The 15,707-nt window shown below is 69.6% G+C and carries 18 protein-coding genes; 10 read left to right on the top strand and 8 right to left on the bottom strand.

The genetic code is table 11. The features are described 5' to 3' along the window. Positions 1-179: 179 nt before the first annotated feature. The gene (locus QH290_RS31460; protein WP_280386846.1) at positions 180-740 is read right to left on the bottom strand and encodes an Lrp/AsnC family transcriptional regulator; all 561 of its coding nucleotides are present in this window, start codon (positions 738-740) and stop codon (positions 180-182) included. Between the two features lie 334 nt (positions 741-1,074). Between QH290_RS31460 and pdhA the strand changes: the two genes are divergently transcribed. The 3 genes from pdhA to QH290_RS31445 are packed head-to-tail and all read left to right on the top strand — an operon-like array spanning position 1,075 to position 4,568. Next, on the top strand, positions 1,075-2,163 hold the full coding sequence (pdhA, locus tag QH290_RS31455) for a pyruvate dehydrogenase (acetyl-transferring) E1 component subunit alpha (RefSeq protein WP_280386845.1): 1,089 nt from the start codon (positions 1,075-1,077) through the stop codon (positions 2,161-2,163). Next, complete coding sequence (locus QH290_RS31450) at positions 2,160-3,140, top strand: alpha-ketoacid dehydrogenase subunit beta (RefSeq protein WP_280265845.1); 981 nt, start codon at positions 2,160-2,162, stop codon at positions 3,138-3,140. The genes pdhA and QH290_RS31450 overlap by 4 nt, the downstream gene beginning before the upstream one ends. Positions 3,141-3,167: 27 nt before the next feature. Continuing rightward, a complete protein-coding gene (locus QH290_RS31445; protein ID WP_280386843.1) occupies positions 3,168-4,568 on the top strand; it encodes a dihydrolipoamide acetyltransferase family protein in 1,401 nt (466 codons plus the stop codon). Positions 4,569-4,572: 4 nt separating this feature from the next. Here QH290_RS31445 and QH290_RS31440 read toward each other — a convergent pair whose 3' ends face one another. Together QH290_RS31440 and QH290_RS31435 are read right to left on the bottom strand one after the other, a co-directional pair. Beyond that, positions 4,573-4,965, bottom strand: coding sequence for an acyl-CoA thioesterase (locus QH290_RS31440; protein WP_280386869.1), 393 nt, complete (start codon positions 4,963-4,965; stop codon positions 4,573-4,575). A 99-nt stretch (positions 4,966-5,064) separates the two neighbouring features. After that, entirely contained in the window at positions 5,065-6,039 is a 975-nt protein-coding gene (locus tag QH290_RS31435; RefSeq protein WP_280265843.1) for an AraC family transcriptional regulator, read from the bottom strand. A gap of 185 nt (positions 6,040-6,224) precedes the next feature. Here QH290_RS31435 and QH290_RS31430 point away from each other — a divergent pair, with 185 nt between their 5' ends. The 3 genes from QH290_RS31430 to QH290_RS31420 all read left to right on the top strand — a co-directional run bounded on the left by QH290_RS31430 (position 6,225) and on the right by QH290_RS31420 (position 8,911). Next, a complete protein-coding gene (locus QH290_RS31430) occupies positions 6,225-7,427 on the top strand; it encodes an MFS transporter (protein WP_280265842.1) in 1,203 nt (400 codons plus the stop codon). 51 nt (positions 7,428-7,478) lie between these two features. Beyond that, complete coding sequence (locus tag QH290_RS31425; RefSeq protein ID WP_280265841.1) at positions 7,479-8,054, top strand: TetR/AcrR family transcriptional regulator; 576 nt, start codon at positions 7,479-7,481, stop codon at positions 8,052-8,054. Between the two features lie 68 nt (positions 8,055-8,122). After that, positions 8,123-8,911, top strand: coding sequence for an oxidoreductase (locus tag QH290_RS31420; protein ID WP_280265840.1), 789 nt, complete (start codon positions 8,123-8,125; stop codon positions 8,909-8,911). A gap of 98 nt (positions 8,912-9,009) precedes the next feature. Here QH290_RS31420 and QH290_RS31415 read toward each other — a convergent pair whose 3' ends face one another. Further along, positions 9,010-9,327: a hypothetical protein gene (locus QH290_RS31415; protein ID WP_280268296.1), complete on the bottom strand. Its 318-nt coding sequence runs from the start codon at positions 9,325-9,327 to the stop codon at positions 9,010-9,012. A gap of 184 nt (positions 9,328-9,511) precedes the next feature. Here QH290_RS31415 and QH290_RS31410 point away from each other — a divergent pair, with 184 nt between their 5' ends. After that, positions 9,512-10,297 carry a maleylpyruvate isomerase family mycothiol-dependent enzyme gene (locus QH290_RS31410; RefSeq protein ID WP_280268295.1) on the top strand — a complete coding sequence of 262 codons (786 nt, stop codon included), beginning with the start codon at positions 9,512-9,514 and terminating at the stop codon, positions 10,295-10,297. Positions 10,298-10,354: 57 nt separating this feature from the next. On the opposite strand, the gene QH290_RS31405 is transcribed toward QH290_RS31410, so the two are convergent. Genes QH290_RS31405 through QH290_RS31395 form a run of 3 tightly spaced genes read right to left on the bottom strand, consistent with a single transcriptional unit; the run spans position 10,355 to position 13,215 of the window. Next, complete coding sequence (locus QH290_RS31405; RefSeq protein WP_280268294.1) at positions 10,355-11,767, bottom strand: NAD(P)(+) transhydrogenase (Re/Si-specific) subunit beta; 1,413 nt, start codon at positions 11,765-11,767, stop codon at positions 10,355-10,357. Between the two features lie 3 nt (positions 11,768-11,770). Continuing rightward, positions 11,771-12,088, bottom strand: coding sequence for an NAD(P) transhydrogenase subunit alpha part 2 (locus tag QH290_RS31400; RefSeq protein WP_280268293.1), 318 nt, complete (start codon positions 12,086-12,088; stop codon positions 11,771-11,773). After that, a complete protein-coding gene (locus tag QH290_RS31395; protein WP_280386841.1) occupies positions 12,088-13,215 on the bottom strand; it encodes a Re/Si-specific NAD(P)(+) transhydrogenase subunit alpha in 1,128 nt (375 codons plus the stop codon). Before QH290_RS31395 ends, QH290_RS31400 begins: the two co-directional genes overlap by 1 nt. 226 nt (positions 13,216-13,441) lie before the next feature. On the opposite strand from QH290_RS31395, the gene QH290_RS31390 reads away from it, so the two are divergent. Genes QH290_RS31390 through QH290_RS31380 form a run of 3 tightly spaced genes read left to right on the top strand, consistent with a single transcriptional unit; the run spans position 13,442 to position 15,368 of the window. Further along, a complete protein-coding gene (locus tag QH290_RS31390; protein ID WP_280386840.1) occupies positions 13,442-13,891 on the top strand; it encodes an HIT family protein in 450 nt (149 codons plus the stop codon). Then, positions 13,888-14,712, top strand: coding sequence for a maleylpyruvate isomerase family mycothiol-dependent enzyme (locus QH290_RS31385; RefSeq protein WP_280268290.1), 825 nt, complete (start codon positions 13,888-13,890; stop codon positions 14,710-14,712). Before QH290_RS31390 ends, QH290_RS31385 begins: the two co-directional genes overlap by 4 nt. A gap of 5 nt (positions 14,713-14,717) precedes the next feature. After that, positions 14,718-15,368 carry a Type 1 glutamine amidotransferase-like domain-containing protein gene (locus QH290_RS31380; RefSeq protein WP_280386839.1) on the top strand — a complete coding sequence of 217 codons (651 nt, stop codon included), beginning with the start codon at positions 14,718-14,720 and terminating at the stop codon, positions 15,366-15,368. Here QH290_RS31380 and QH290_RS31375 read toward each other — a convergent pair. Further along, positions 15,365-15,685 (bottom strand): GroES family chaperonin, encoded by a 321-nt coding sequence (locus QH290_RS31375; protein WP_280268288.1) that lies wholly within the window; start codon positions 15,683-15,685, stop codon positions 15,365-15,367. The two genes, QH290_RS31380 and QH290_RS31375, sit on opposite strands and share 4 nt — an antisense overlap. Between the last annotated feature and the right edge of the window lie 22 nt (positions 15,686-15,707).

Here is a 15,707-nt window from a genome sequence, read left to right as displayed (position 1 = left end):
CAACATTCGATTCGGTCTCAGCGGTGGCAGTCACCGAGCCATGGTCGCCAACGCCGACCAGTCCAGTCAGGAGCCAATCCCTCGAAACTGGCCTGAGTTTGCCCTGCCGTATCGGTTCGACATCCGGGCGGCCGACAGCGGCCTGTCGCGCATCGGCCCGATACCCCCGGAACGACGGCTCAGCGGGGGCGGGGTGCGAGTCCGAGCGCGCGGTTGGCGCGGGCCGAATCCTGGCGCGGCGCAACGCCGTTCGGGACCGCCAGCCGCCGCAGCAGCGGGCCCGTGCGCGGGCCGACGAGCTGGCGCATCACCAGGGCCATATTGGTGCGGTCCACGCCCGGAATCTTCAGGATCTGCCCGGCGATGCGGTAGAGGTCGTCGGCGTCGCGGGCCACCACCCGCACGGTGAGGTCGGTGGGCCCGGTCATGCCGCACACCTCGGTCACCTCCGGCACCTCGGCCAGCTCGTCCACCACCGAATCCAGCGTGTGCTGGTCGACCACGACCGCCACGAAGGCGGCCAGCGGATAGCCGAGGGCCCGGGGATCGACGCGGCGCTCGAAGCTGGCCAGCACGCCACCCGCCTCCCAGCGGGACAGCCGCGCCTGCACCGTATTGCGCGACAGCCCCAGCCGGGTGGCCAGCTCCACCCCGGTGGCGCGGGGATTGGCGATCAGTTCCAGCAGCAGTCGCGCGTCGGTGGCATCGACGACGGCTCCGGCGGGCTCTCCACTAGACATGCAAGGCAGTATGGCAGCCGTCACACCGTGAACGCGAGCATACTGCCCAATTCACCACGCGAATCCTGCGCAGGTCGCCCAGCGGCCATGATCGAGCCACGGAAAACCGGGGGCGATCGGCGCCTCCGGGCAACGGATGTCGCAGCGGCACCGACGAACCTGATCACTCGAGGCAGTATGCCCGCACCGAAGGCACCGAACCCGCGCATTCTGCCCACTTGGCGTGTCCATACTTGCGCAGGTCGCCCAATCGTGGATGCTGTGTGATATAGCACACTCTCTTACGTCGCGAGGACGGAGACCCCGGCGCAGCGACGGACAGGAGGCGAGGGTTATGGCCGACCCGATCACCTACCCGGTGCAGTTGGTCCAGCCGGACGGCCGCCGCGTACTCGACCGCGAGCACGCGGCGCTGGTATCCGATGTCGGACCCGACCGATTGCGGCAGTTGTACGAGGACATGGTGGTCGCCCGCCGCATCGATGCGGAGGCGACCGCGCTGCAACGCCAGGGCCAGCTGGGCCTGTGGCCGCCCCTGCTGGGCCAGGAGGCCGCCCAGGTCGGCTCCGCGCACGCCCTGCACGCCGACGACTACGTGTTCTGCAGCTACCGCGAGGCGGGCGTGGCCTATTGCCGCGGCGTCGACCCGGGCCGGATCACCCGGCTGTGGCGCGGCGCCGCCCACTACTGCTGGGACCCGGCCGATATCAACATGACCAATCCCGCCATCGTGGTGGGCGCGCAGGGCCTGCACGCGACCGGTTACGCCTACGCCGCCCACCTGGACGGCGCCGAGATCGCGGTGCTCACCTACTTCGGCGACGGCGCCACCAGCCAGGGCGATATGGCCGAGGCGCTCGGTTTCGCCGCGTCGTGGAGCGCGCCGGTGGTGTTCTTCTGCATGAACAACCAGTGGGCCATCAGCGAGCCGGTGCGCGTGCAGAGCCCGACGCCGATCGTGCGCCGCGCCTACGGCTACGGCATCCCGGGTGTGCAGGTGGACGGCAACGACGTGCTGGCCGTGCTGGCGATGACCCGGCAGGCGGTCGCGCGCGCCCGCACCGGCGGCGGCCCCTCGTTCGTCGAGGCCATCACCTATCGCATGGGCCCGCACACCACCGCCGACGACCCCACCCGCTACCGCTCGGCCGCCGAGAACGAGGTCTGGCAGCGCCGCGACCCGATCGATCGGATGAAACGGCTACTGGAGCGAGAAGACCTGTGGGACAGCGATTTCGAGCTACGAGTGCGGGACCGCTCCGACGCGGTCGGCGGCCTGCTGCGCGCCGCGACCATCGATATGCCCGACCCGGATCCGGCACAGCTGTTCGAACACGTCTACACCACCCGGCATCCACTGATCGAGGAGGAGCGGCGGCAATACGCCGACTATCTCGCCGACGCGGAAGGAGTGCGGTCATGATCACCACCTTCGCGGGCGCCCTGAACACCGGACTGCGCCGAGCCCTCGAGGACGATCCGAAGGTCGTGCTGATGGGCGAGGACATCGGAAGGCTCGGCGGGGTCTTCCGGGTGACCGACACGCTGCAGAAGGACTTCGGCAACAACCGCGTCATCGACACCCCGCTCGCCGAATCCGGCATCATCGGAACGGCGTTCGGCATGGCACTGCGCGGCTACCGGCCGGTCTGCGAGATCCAGTTCGACGGCTTCGTCTACCCGGCCTTCGACCAGATCGTCTCCCAGGTCGCCAAGATCCACTACCGCACCCAGGGAAAGGTGTTCGCGCCCTTGACGATCCGCATTCCGTGCGGCGGCGGCATCGGCTCGGTGGAACACCATTCCGAGTCGCCGGAGGCGTACTTCGCGCACACCGCCGGGCTGCGGGTGGTGGCGCCGAGCGATCCGGCCGACGCGTATCTGATGATCCGCCAGGCGATCTCGCTCGACGATCCGGTGATCTTCTTCGAGCCCAAGCGCCGCTACTGGGACAAGGCCGATGTCGATTTCACGGCCCTCGACGACGACCCGTTCCCGCTGGATCGCGCCCGGATCCGCCGCGACGGCGACGATGCCACGGTGGTCGCCTACGGCGGCATGGTGCGCACGGCGCTGACGGCGGCGGAAATCGCCGCGGGCGAGGGGCATTCGCTGGAGGTGATCGATCTGCGCAGCCTGTCGCCGATCGATTTCGACACGGTCGAGGAGTCGGTGCGCCGCACCGGCCGCCTGATCGTCGCGCACGAGGCACCGATCTTCGCCGGACTGGGCGCCGAGATCGCCGCCCGCATCACCGAACGGTGCTTCTACTACCTGGAGGCACCGGTTCTGCGGGTCGGTGGCTTCGACATCCCCTACCCCCCGGCTAAGCTCGAACGGCACCACCTGCCCGACCCCGACCGCATCTTGGCCGCGGTCGACCGCACGCTTGCCGCCTGACCAGCCCGTTCAGACAGAAGGTGCCCGTTGGAAGACCCGGTTGCAGACGATGACCAGAACCATGTGCTGGAGTTCCGGCTCCCCGATCTCGGCGAGGGACTGACCGAGGCCGAACTGGTCTCGTGGGCGGTGGCCGTCGGCGATCAGGTGGAGCTGAATCAGGCCATCGCCGAGGTGGAGACCGCCAAGGCGCAGGTGGAGCTGCCCTGCCCGTTCTCCGGCAAGGTGCTGGAGCTACTGGCCCAGCCCGGTGACACCGTGCCGGTGGGCGCGCCCCTCATTCGCGTCGCCACCGAGTTCGCGGTCGCCCCGCCGCAGCGGCCGGACGCGCCGACCGATGCACGGCAGTCGGTCCTGGTTGGTTACGGCCCGGAGGGCGAGGCGACCTCGCGCCGCACCCGCCCGGCCGCGAAGCTCGTTGCGGCGCAGCCGGATTCCGCGGCCGACCCGGCGGAATCCACGGCGACCTACCCGGAGCTGCCCAGCCGCCCGCCCGCGACCCCGGCCGCCCGCAAGCTGGCCCGCGAACTCGGGATCAATATCGCCTTCGTCGCCGGGTCGGGCCCGGGCGGCGCCGTCACCGTCGACGACGTCCGGCACGCGGTCCCGGTATCGCAGCCGCCGAACCGCGCGACCCCGGACGAGGACGACGACGCGCCACGCCCGAGCGCGCCGCCGGTGCCGACGATGCGCCCCGACGGCGGCATCATCCGCGCCGTCCCGTCCGCGCGCGAGACCCGCACGCCGGTCTCCGGGGTGCGCAAACGCACCGCCGCCGCCATGGTGACCAGCGCCCGCACCATCCCGCAGGCCAGCGCGTTCGTCACCATGGACTTCACGGCCTCGATGGAGCTGCTCGACCATCTGCGCAGCACCGAGTCCTTCGCCGGGCTCACGCTGACGCCGCTGGCGCTGGTCGCCAAGGCGACGCTGGCCGCGATGGCGGAGTTCCCGGACATCAATTCGGCCTGGGACGAGGAGCGCAAGGAGATCGTCACCCGGCACTACGTCAATCTGGGCATCGCCGTGGCCACCGACCGCGGGCTGCTGGTCCCCACCGTCAAGGAGGCGCAGACGCTGAGCCTGCGCGAACTGTGCCGGGAGATCGGCTGGCTCGCCGATGTCGCCCGCTCCGGCCGCGCGGCGCCGACGGACCTGCGCGGCGGGACGTTCACCATCACCAATGTCGGCGTCTTCGGCGTCGACACCGGCGTGCCGCTGGTCAATCCGGGCGAGGGCGCGATCCTGTGCCTGGGCTCGATTCGCAAGCAGCCGTGGGTATATCGCGACGAGCTGGCCGTCCGCTGGGTCACGACCCTGGGGCTGAGCTTCGATCACCGCATGATCGACGGCGAACTGGGCGCCCGTTTCCTGGCCACGGTCGCGTCGCTGCTGGAGGACCCGCTGACCCTGCTGGGCCGGATCTGACCCCTCAGTCGGTCACCAGAGCCGCTGCGGCGCTGCGGATCACGTCCGGGATCTCGACCGGTTTGCGGGTCTCGTCGTCGACGTAGACGTGCACGAACGTGCCCGTGGCCGCCAGCTCGAGGGCATCGCCGTCCTCGCGGAAGATGGCGAGGTCGTAGGTGATGCTGGTGCGGCCGAGCCGGGCGATGCGCAGGCCGACGCGCAGCCGGTCCGGGAAGCTGAGCGAGCCGAGGAACTGGCAGGAGGTCTGCGCGACCACCCCGATGGCGGGCAATTCCCGGATGTCGGTCCCGGTCGCCTCCATCAGCCAGCCGTTGACCGCGGTGTCGAAGTACGAGTAGTAGGTCACGTTGTTGACGTGTCCGTAGTGGTCGTTGTCCGCCCACCGGGTCGGCATCGGCCAGAGCACCGGGTAGTCCTGCTGCGTCGTCACCCGGCCGACAATAGTCACGCGCCGCGGACCGCGGCACAACGAGGCGACCACCTGCGGGTCCGGTCAGGAACCGGCCTGCGATGCCACAGCCAGACCCCGGTCCGCCGCCGTCGAGGACATGCGGTGTTCGCGGGGGCTGACACCGAAGTGCCGTTTGAACGCGGTGCTCAACGCGAAGGCGCTGCCGTATCCGACGCGGCGGGCGATGGCCTCGACCGTCGCGTCTGAGTCGTGTAGCAGATCGGCGGCCAGGGCCAGGCGCCAATCGGTGAGGAACGCCATCGGGGGCTCGCCGACCAGATCGGTGAACCGGCGGGCCAGCGCCGCCCGTGACACGCCGACCTCGGTGGCCAGCGACGCCACCGTCCACTGGTGCGCCGGATTGTGCTGCAGCAGGCGCAGGGCCCTGCCCACCAGCGGATCCGCGTAGGCGTGGTACCAGGCCGGGGCGTCGTTGCGGGAGAACCAGGCGCGCAGCGTGGCGATCAGCAGCAGGTCGAGCAGGCGGTCGAGCATGGCACCCTGCGCGGGCCGGTCCTTCGCGCTCTCCGCGACCAGCAGATCGAGGATCGGGCTGTCGAGTTCGCTGCCGGGCAGCACGATCCGCGGCGGCAGCGCCCGCAGCAGCCGCCGGCTCGCCGCGCTCTCCTGTTCGTAGGTGCCGGTGACGAGCATGGTGGCGGCGTCGGGATCGGTGCCCCAGCCACGCACGCCGAGACTCCATGTCTCGCACAGCACCTCGCCCTCCGGCGTCGTGGTGATCTGCCCGGGATCGATGTACACCTGCGGCTCGGTCGCCGGATCGTCGGCGAAGGTGTAGTGCTCCGGGCCGCGAATGATCGCCACATCGCCCTCCCGCACGTGCCGGGCCGCGACACCGCCGTCGGGGACGATCCAGCCGCTGCCGCGCACCACCGCCACCACGGTCAGCGGCGATTCGTCGCGAATCCGCAGTGACCAGGGCGGATCGAGCAGCGAGCGCATGACGAACGCACCGCGCGCCCGCGGCCCCTCGAGCAGGCTTTCCAGCGGGTCCACCCCCAAACTCTCGCAGATGGCCACCGCCTTCTCAAGCCCGTTTCCGGGCGCCGGAACTTGTCGGTGCCCCGGAATAGAATCGAGTCGAAACCGGTTGAAACCGGACAAGATTCGGTACCTGGCACCACGGCAACGGCGCCGCGGTCGGGGAGCTACCGGTGCCCGGCACCGGTACCGTCGGATCAATGGCTGCTTCGACGCTCGCTCCCCCGGTCCGGAGGGCACGCGCCGCGGTGTTCGCGGTGTTCGGGCTCAACGGTTTCGTGGCCTCCATGTGGGTGGTGCACATCCCGGCGATCACGGGTCGCACCGGGGTGTCCCATGCCACGCTGGGCATATTCATCCTGCTCATGGCGGTCAGTGCCATCGCCGGGATGCAGGCGGCCGGGCCGCTGGCCGACAGGTTCGGCAGCCGCACACTGGTCGCGGCGGCGGCCTGTTGGCTGTCGCTGTCGATACTCGGACCCGGATTGGCGACCGGCCCGCTGCAACTCGTCGTCGCGCTGATCGTCTTCGGATTCGGCAACGGCGCCATGGACGTGTCGATGAACGCCCAGGCGGTGCTGGTCGAGCGGGAGTATCCACGGCCGATCATGTCGGCGTTCCACGCGCTGTTCTCCTGCGGCGGCCTGGCCGGATCGCTGGCCGGTGCGGCGGCCATGCACATCGGGTGGAGTCTCCTGACGACGCTCTCGGTCGCCGCGGCATGCGGCCTCGCCGTCGCGGCCGCCAGTGTGCCCCGCCTGCTGCCTCGGGTCGAAGATTCGACCGCCGCGGCCGTTGCGGCCGACGCCGAGACGGCCGCCGACGGGTCGCCCACGGAGAAAGCCGAGCGACCGCGCTCATCCTCGCGCAAGGTCTTCGCCCTGGCCGCGATCGCGTTCGCCCTGCTGATGACCGAGGGCGTCGCCAACGACTGGAGCGCGCTGCAACTGCGCGAGCATCTCGGCGCGAACGAGGCCACCGCGGCACTGGCCTTCGGCGCCTTCTCCACCACGATGACCGTGGGGCGTTTCGGCGCCGACCGGGTCAGCGGCCGCTTCGGCCCGGTCGCGGTGGTCCGCTGGGGTTCGCTGCTCGCCGCGCTCGGTCTGGTGCTCATCATCACCTCGATGTGGATCCCGCTGACCCTGTTCGGCTGGGCGCTGCTCGGCATCGGTCTCGCGGGCGGCGTGCCCCAGATCTTCAGCGCCGCGGGCAATCTCGGTACCGCCACGGCCGCCACCGACATGTCGCGGGTGTTCGGCCTCGGCTATCTCGGCTTCCTGGCCGGTCCGTCGGTCATCGGCTGGCTGTCCAAGCCCACGTCGCTGACCACGGCGCTGATCTTCCCGCTGGTGCTGGTCGTGCTGTGCGCCTGGTTCGCTCGGATCACGGCCACGGAGTAGCGGAAATCCCAATTCTTGACCTTGAGGACAAAAACACGTAGCGTCTGCGGCATGGCCAGGCCGCGCAACTTCGAACCGGAGAGGGTGATCGAGCTGGCCATGGACGCCTTCTGGACCCACGGCTACGCCAACACCTCGCCGGCGCAGCTGGCCGAGTGCACCGGCATCGGAAAAGGCAGCCTGTACAACACCTTCGGCAGCAAGCGAGAGCTGTTCGATCGGGTCCTGAACCGCTACGACCGGATGGGGACGGAACTGGTCGCCGATTTCATGTCCCGGCCCGGGACCGCCCGCGACTGCGTGCGCGCCTTCCTTCACCACCTCGTGGACACCGATACGACCGAGCCGGTCCGGCGCGGCTGCCTGGCGGTCAACACCGCGACGGAGTTCGCGGCGCAGGATCCGGAGATCACCCGCGCCCTGCGGGCCATGCAGGATCACACCGTCGCCGCGATGGCGGCCCGAATCGACCAGGGCCGCCGCGACGGCGATGTGGATCGGGGCACCGATCCGCAGGCGGCGGCGGAGTTTCTGATGAATACCATTGCGGGCCTGCGCGTCATGGCCAAGACCTACGACGCCCGCGCCCTGCACAAGATCATCGACACGGCGTTGTCCACCCTCTGACCGCACTACCTCCCGCGGCGCCTTTTGCTGCCCTAGTTTTTGACCTGTAGTTCAAGAAAGGAAGTCTCATGGATCTCGCACTGACCGGCAAGACCGCCCTCGTCACCGGCGCCAGCCGGGGCATCGGACTGGCCGTCGCGCAGGAGCTGACCGCCGAAGGCGTGCGCGTGGTGGGTGCCGCCCGCACGCCCACTCCGGAGCTCGAAAAGGCCAGCGTCGCAGCCGTTTCCGCCGACCTGGGCACGGCCGCGGGCGCCACCGCCGCGGTGGAGGCCGCGCTGGCCGAGCTGGGCGGCATCGACATCCTCGTGAACAATGTCGGCGGCGGGGACGCGGATCGCCTGGGGCTCGGCGGATTCCTGGACATCACCGACGACCAGTGGCGAAATCTGTTCGATCTCAACCTGTTCAGCGCCGTCCGGGTCACGCGAGCGGCACTGCCGAGCCTGCTGGAGCGTCGCGGGGCGGTCGTGAACGTCTCCTCCATCAACTCGCGGATCCCGGCGGTCGGGCCGGTGGGCTACAGCGAGGCCAAGGCCGCGCTCACCTCGCTCGGCAAGCGGCTCAGCGAGGAGTTCGGGCCGCGGGGTGTGCGCGTCAACACCGTGTCGCCGGGCGTGGTCGGCACGCCACTGTGGCGCGATCCGCAGGGATTCGGGGCGAAACTCGCCGAGGCCCAGGGCATTTCGCACGAGGCACTGTTGGCGAACGCCGCCGAGCAGTTCGGCGCGGCCTCCGGCCGGATCTCCGAGCCGGAGGAGATCGCGGCGCTGGTCGCCTTCCTGGCCTCGCCGAAGGCCGCCAATATCCTCGGCGCCGACTACGTCATCGACGGCGGAACCCTGAAGTCCGCATGACCCGGCGCGGGGCGCGAAATCGCCGCGCCCCGCGGCGTCGCTGAAGCAGGCCAAGGATGCGGTGGAGGCCCGGGAGCGCGGGTACCGCTGAGCCGCCGTCAGGCGGTTTCGGTTTTGTGGAACGACAGTTCGGGCCACGGCGGGCGGCGCAGGATCGCGAGGGTGAGAAAGGCAGCCGACAGCAGGCCCGTCGTCACCGCGACCAGGGCTATCCGGCCCTCGTCGAGGGCGGGCTTCCACGTCACCTCCCCCTCGCGGATCACGAATATCCCGACCGGCTGCGGGCCGGGTCGCAGCAGGCCGCCGGATCCGGTGACGGTGATGACCGTCGATCCGTCCGGCGTCTCGTGTGGCACGCCGTAGACCAGCGCACCATCCACGGCCGTGGGCGAGGCGAACTTCTCGCGCAATGTCATTCCGGCCCCTCTCGGTCACCGCGGCGAGCCAACCCCCGACGCGGGGAATTCCATATTCGCCCAGCGTAATACGCGGCGTGGGCACTCACCGGGACAACGCCGACTCGACCGGCGGCACGGTGTCACGAACCGAGCGCACGAACCGGATCGCGCGACCGGGGTTCGGGTCGGCATGATGGTGATCATGACCGACTTTCCCAACGGGCTACTTTCGCCGGGCGAATATCAGGAGCGGCTGCAGCAGGCGGCCGACTCGATGGTCGCGGCGACGCAGACGGGGCCATTGGACGCGGTCGTTCCCGCCTGCCCGGGCTGGACGCTCCGCGATCTCGTGGTGCACCTCGGCGAGGTGCACCAGTGGGCGCGCGCCGTCGTCACCGACCCGGAGCACGGACGGCGGTACGTCGCCACGCCGCCCGCACCGGACGAGGATCTTGCCGCCTGGTACCGCCGCTGCTTCGACGATCTGCTGAAGGTGCTGGAGTCGACCGATCCGGCGACGCCGGTGTGGACGATGCAGCCGTCCGATCGCACCGCCGGGTTCTGGTCGCGGCGGCAGTGCCACGAGCTCACCATGCACGTCGTCGACGCCCGGCAGGCGCAGGACGCGATCACCAGCTACGACGCCGACCTCGCCGTCGACGGCCTGTCGGAGATCTTCGACGTGTGGGTCTATCGCAGGCACGCCTGGCAGGTGCCGCCCGTCGATCTCGCTGCGCCGGTCGCGGTCTCGTGCACCGACCGGGACGCCCGATGGATCCTGGTGCCCACCGGCTCGGCCGAGCCACCGCAGTACGAGGCGGTGGGCCCCGCACCGACCGGTCCCCAGCCCGAGGCCGCCGCCGCCATCCACGGCACGGCGGAGGAGCTGCTGCTGATGTTCTGGGGCCGCGCCGACCCGTCGTCGGTCACCATCGACGGCGACGCCGACCTGGTGCGCCGCCTTCTGGTTTCGCGAATCACGCCGTGACGGCCCGCACCCCTGTGTCCGGGAGTGCGGGCCGTCGCGGCTACCTCGAGCGAATCCCTACAGCGCCTTGAGTTCCTCGGTCACCGCGCCGACCGACTTCTTCGCGTCGCCGAACAGCATCGAGGTGTGATCGGCGTAGAACAGCGGATTGTCGATGCCCGCGAAGCCGGAGTTCATCGAACGCTTCAGCACGATCACCGATTTCGCCTGGTCGACGTTCAGCACCGGCATGCCGTAGATGGGACTGGAGGAGTCCTCGCGGGCGGCCGGATTGGTGACGTCGTTCGCGCCGATCACCAGAGCCACGTCGGTGCGGCCGAATTCGCCGTTGATGTCGTCCATTTCCTTGAGCGCGTCGTAGGACACCTCGGCCTCGGCGAGCAGCACGTTCATGTGACCGGGCATGCGACCGGCGACCGGATGGATGGCGTACTTGACCTCGACGCCCTTGGCCTCCAACAGGTTTGCCATCTCCTTGACCGCGTGCTGGGCCTGGGCGACGGCCATGCCGTACCCGGGGACGACGATGACCTGGTTGGCGTAGGCCATCTGGATCGCGGCGTCGGCCGCGCTGGTGGCTTTGGCCTGCTTCTGCTCGCCGCCACCGGCGCCGGGAGCCGTTCCGCCGCCACCGAATCCGCCCGCGACGATCGCCGGAATGGACCGGTTCATCGCCTTGGCCATCAGGTTGGTCAGGATCGAGCCCGAGGCGCCGACGATCATGCCCGCGACGATCATCGCGGTGTTGTTCAGCGCCAGACCGGCTGCCGCGGCGGACAATCCGGTCAGCGCGTTGAGCAGCGAGATGACCACCGGCATATCGGCGCCACCGATCGGCAGCACCACCATCAGCCCGAGCACCGCGGCCAGGACCAGCAGCAGCACCATCCACCAGCCCGGCACCCCGTCACCGGCGGCGCCGATACCGATGACCACCGCGACGGCGATGGATCCGGCCAGCAGCAGCAGATTCAGCGGCTGCTGCAGCCTGCCGACGCCGATCGGGCGGCCGGGCAGGATCTCCTGCAGCTTGCCGAACGCGATCAGCGAGCCCCAGAACGACACCGATCCGATGATCGCCGCGAACAGCGAGCCGATCACGATGTGGACCGTCGGCTCCTCGTGGATGCGCGAAAACCCTTGCGTATTCAGGAATTCCGACCACGCGATGAGGGCGACCGTGCCGCCGCCGACACCGTTGAACGCGGCCACCAGCTGCGGCATCGCGGTCATCTTGGTGAACTTCGCGGGCGGAACGCCCAGTGCCACACCGACAACCAGACCGGCGATGATCAGGATCCAGTTGGTGGTGTCGCGCACGGCGATGAAGGTCGCGACCACCGCGATACCCATGCCGACCGCGGCGATCCAGTTGCCGCGCACCGCCGTCTTCGGGCCCGTCAGGCCCATCAGGCCGTAGATGAACAGCGCGAAGGAGACGATGTAGAGGATATTGACGAGATTGTCCATGGGTTACTTCCCCGCCTTCTCGACCGCGCCGGGCTTCTTGCCCTTGAACATGCCCAGCATCCGGTCGGTCACCACGAAACCGCCGATGACATTGAGGGTTCCGAAGACGACGGCGACGAACAGGATGATCTGCGTCGCGATCGACGGATCCTCGATGCGGCCCAGCGTCACCAGCGCGCCCAGCACCACGATGCCGTGAATGGCGTTGGTACCCGACATCAGCGGGGTGTGCAGGGTGTTGGGCACCTTCGAGATGACGGCGAAGCCGACGAACCCGGACAGCACCAGAATCGCGATATTGGCCAGCAGTTCGGTGTACATCAGCTCGGCTCCTTCTCCGCCTCGCGGGTGACGCACGAATCCGCCAGTACCTGATCATCGAAATCGGGGGCGAACTTGCCGTCGGTCACCATCAGATCCAGCAGGGCGGCAATGTTTTTCGAGTACAGCTCCGACGCGTGCTCGGGCATGGTCGCGGGCAGGTTCAGCGGCGACGCGATGGTCACCTGGTGCTTCACCACCGTCTCGCCCGGCTCGGTCAGCTCGCAGTTGCCGCCGGTCTCCCCGGCCAGGTCCACGATCACGCTGCCGGGCTTCATGCCCTCCACGGCGGCGGCGGTCACCAGCCGCGGCGCGGGCCGTCCGGGCACCAGCGCCGTGGTGATCACGACGTCGAAGCCCTTGATGGCATCCTCCAAAGCCTGCTGCTGCCGGGCCTTTTCGTCCTCGGTGAGCTCGCGCGCGTACCCGCCCTCACCGGCGGCATCGATGCCCAGGTCCAGCCACTGCGCACCGACCGAGCGCACCTGGTCGGCCACCTCGGGTCGCACGTCGTAGCCGGTGGTGCGCGCGCCCAGCCGCTTGGCCGTGGCCAGCGCCTGCAGACCGGCGACACCGACACCGAGCACCAGCACCGTCGCCGGCTTCACCGTGCCCGCGGCCGTGGTCAGCATCGGGAAGAACCGCGTGGACTCCGACGCCGCCAGCAGCACCGCCTTGTATCCGGACACATTGGCCTGCGAGGACAGCGCATCCATCACCTGTGCCCGCGAGATCCGCGGAATCGCCTCCACCGCAAAGGCTTGTACCCCGGCGTCCTTCAGGGCGCCGATCTTGTTGTCGGCGTTGCGGGGCGCGAGGAACCCGATCAGCGTCCGGCCCTTCGACAGCTTGGCGATCTCGGCATCGTTGGGCGGCGCGACCTTCACGACCACATCCGCCGACCACGGATCGCCCAGGGTGGCGCCCGCCTCGACATAGGCCTCGTCGGGGATCAGCGCGCCCAGCCCGGCCCCGGACTCGACGATCACCTGCACCCCCTGCTTCGACAGGGTGGGAATGATCTTCGGCACCAACGCGACGCGTCGTTCGCCCGCGTTGGTCTCGCGCACGACTCCGACAGACGTCCCGCGCGGCGCGTCCGCGTCTGCGCTTTGCGTTGTCTCCACTGGTCAACTTCCTTACTCATGGTGGCAGCGGCCCCCGTATCCATGGTGGGCCGCTGTAACCGGTCCGGCGATCCCTAACTTACTTCGCAGTAGGTTCGTGAGAATCTTGGCAACTGTACCTGGCTCGCGGTGAGCGTAGCCGAGATCAACGTCACACGGCCGGGTGAGATTCCCGCCCGGGCGGCAGGGGTATCACCGATCCCTCGTACGCCGTAATGTCTGGTTCGTGAGTGGCTGCATATTCTGCGGGATCGTCGCGGGTACCGCGCCCGCGACCAAGGTCTTCGAGGACGAGACCCTGTGCGCGTTCCTGGACATCCGGCCCATCACCCGCGGGCACACCCTGGTGATCCCCAAGCAACACGCCACCGACCTCGACGATCTCGACCACGAGCTCGGCGCGCGGACCTTCGGGCTGGGCCATCGCCTCGCCAAGGCGCTGCGGCGCAGCGATCTCGGCGCCGACGGCGCGAATCTGGTGCTCAACGACGGGAAGTCGGCCTTCCAGACCGTGCAGCACGTGCACCTGCACGTGGTGCCGCGACAGCGCGGCGATCTGTTCACCTTCGCCCGCGGTTTCGTCCTGCGCCGCCCGCACGAACCCGCGGCGACCGCGGCGGCCATCCGCGCCGGGCTGGACCGGCTCGACAACGAGGAGAGGGAATCACACGCATGAGTACACCGTCGTTCGACCGCGCCACACTCACCAAGGCGCTGTCCGACCAGTGGGACGAGCTGGCGCGGCTGACCGGCGAGCTGGACGAGACCGGGTGGCGCACACCGACGCGGCTGCCCGGGTGGACGGTGTTCGACGTGATCGCGCACGTCATCGGCACCGAATCGATGCTGCTGGGCGAGCCGACACCCCAGGTCGATGCCGATGTGCGGGCCTTCGCGCACGTGCGCAACGAGATCGGCGCGCTCAACGAGATGGAGATCGAGGCGCGGCGCGGGCTGTCCGGTGCCGAGCTGCTGGCGCAGTTCCGGGAGGTCACCGATCGGCGCCGCAAGGCGCTGGCGGCCATGTCCGACGACGAGTGGCTGGCGCCGACCGAATCGCCGGTCGGTCTCGTGCCCTACGCCCGCTTCATGCAGGTGCGCCTGTTCGACTGCTGGATGCACGAACTCGATATCGCCGACGGGCTCGGCGTCACCGTCGACGAGGGCGGGCCGCGGGCCGAGATCGCCTTCGCCGAGATCACACCCACCATCGGGCGCGCGGTGGTCAAACAGGCGCAGGCGCCGGACGGCTCGCGCCTCACGATCGCGCTGACCGGTCCCGTGGCGCGGCACCTGCACATCGTGGTGGACGGGCGCGCCGCACTGGTCGATGCCCTGGACGGCCCCGCGACCGTGACGCTCGAGCTGCCGTCCGGCCTGTTCGCCCGGCTGCGCGGCGGCCGGACCACCGCCGACGCGCACACCGGCGAGTTCACGGTCACCGGCGATACGGAGCTGGGCGACCGGCTGGTCCGCAACCTCGCCTTCACCATCTGAGCCCGATGCGACTGTTCCTGTCCAGCTATCGTTTCGGCGCGCACTACGACCGGCTCGCCGGTCTGATCGGCACGCCGGGCCGCGTCGCCGTGATCCCGAACGCCTGCGATGCCTGGCCCGCGATGTGGAGCGGCGCGGTGACGAGCGATCTGACGCCCTTGCGCCGCTTGGGCTTTCGGCCCGAGGTGCTCGATCTGCGCGAATACATCGGCCGCACCGCCGAATTGGAACAAGCCCTGCGGAGGTTCCCCCTGCTGTGGGTGCGCGGCGGCAACACCTTCGTGCTGCGCGCCCAATTCGCCCGCAGCGCAGCGGATCTCGTGATCGGCAGGCTACTGGCCGAGGATGCGCTGGTCTACGCGGGCTACAGCGCCGGCGCCTGCCTGCTCACGCCGGACCTGCACGGCATCGAGAAGGTCGACGACCCGGCCGAGGTCCACCCCGCCTGCGGCATCGAGCCCCGGTGGGACGGACTGGCTTTGGTCGACCACCGCATCGTCCCGCACGTGCACTCCCCGGACACCGACCCCACCGGAGACTGCACCCGCCTCGCCGAACGCTATCGCGCCGAAGGCGTACCGCACTGGGCCCTCACCGACGACGACGCGGTCGTCGTCGACGGCGATCGGGTCGAGGTGCTGTGCGAACGGGCCTAGAGGTACAGGCCCGTGCCGTGTTCGGGGCGCTCGCTGGCGACGGCGTGCAGGTCGCGTTCGCGCAGGACCAGGTAGGCCTGGCCCCGGACCTCCACCTCGAACTGGTCCTCGGCACTGAACAGGACGCGATCGCCCACGCCCACGCTGCGCACGTGCGAGCCCACGCCGCATACCTCGCCCCAGGTGAGGCGCTTGGCCACCTGCGCGGTCGCCGGAATCAGAATGCCGCCACTGCTGCGCCGCTCCCCGGGCTCCTCGGACACGCGCACCATGACCCGGTCGTGCAGCATCTGGATCTCTAGCTTGGCATCGGACACCGGGCGAGCGTACTAGTTTCGG

It is taken from the genome of Nocardia wallacei (genome assembly GCF_029869545.1).
Classification (GTDB): Bacteria; Actinomycetota; Actinomycetes; order Mycobacteriales; family Mycobacteriaceae; genus Nocardia; species Nocardia wallacei_A.
This window is presented reverse-complemented; position numbering and strand designations above follow the sequence as displayed.

Excerpts from the sequence above, each read along its gene's own strand:
- QH290_RS31460 (WP_280386846.1), bottom strand. The coding sequence starts at position 740 with ATGTCTAGTGGAGAGCCCGCCGGAGCCGTCGTCGATGCCACCGACGCG.
- pdhA (WP_280386845.1), top strand. The coding sequence starts at position 1,075 with ATGGCCGACCCGATCACCTACCCGGTGCAGTTGGTCCAGCCGGACGGC.
- QH290_RS31450 (WP_280265845.1), top strand. The coding sequence starts at position 2,160 with ATGATCACCACCTTCGCGGGCGCCCTGAACACCGGACTGCGCCGAGCC.
- QH290_RS31440 (WP_280386869.1), bottom strand. The coding sequence starts at position 4,965 with ATGCCGACCCGGTGGGCGGACAACGACCACTACGGACACGTCAACAAC.
- QH290_RS31430 (WP_280265842.1), top strand. The coding sequence starts at position 6,225 with ATGGCTGCTTCGACGCTCGCTCCCCCGGTCCGGAGGGCACGCGCCGCG.
- QH290_RS31425 (WP_280265841.1), top strand. The coding sequence starts at position 7,479 with ATGGCCAGGCCGCGCAACTTCGAACCGGAGAGGGTGATCGAGCTGGCC.
- QH290_RS31420 (WP_280265840.1), top strand. The coding sequence starts at position 8,123 with ATGGATCTCGCACTGACCGGCAAGACCGCCCTCGTCACCGGCGCCAGC.
- QH290_RS31415 (WP_280268296.1), bottom strand. The coding sequence starts at position 9,327 with ATGACATTGCGCGAGAAGTTCGCCTCGCCCACGGCCGTGGATGGTGCG.
- QH290_RS31410 (WP_280268295.1), top strand. The coding sequence starts at position 9,512 with ATGACCGACTTTCCCAACGGGCTACTTTCGCCGGGCGAATATCAGGAG.
- QH290_RS31405 (WP_280268294.1), bottom strand. The coding sequence starts at position 11,767 with ATGGACAATCTCGTCAATATCCTCTACATCGTCTCCTTCGCGCTGTTC.
- QH290_RS31400 (WP_280268293.1), bottom strand. The coding sequence starts at position 12,088 with ATGTACACCGAACTGCTGGCCAATATCGCGATTCTGGTGCTGTCCGGG.
- QH290_RS31385 (WP_280268290.1), top strand. The coding sequence starts at position 13,888 with ATGAGTACACCGTCGTTCGACCGCGCCACACTCACCAAGGCGCTGTCC.
- QH290_RS31380 (WP_280386839.1), top strand. The coding sequence starts at position 14,718 with ATGCGACTGTTCCTGTCCAGCTATCGTTTCGGCGCGCACTACGACCGG.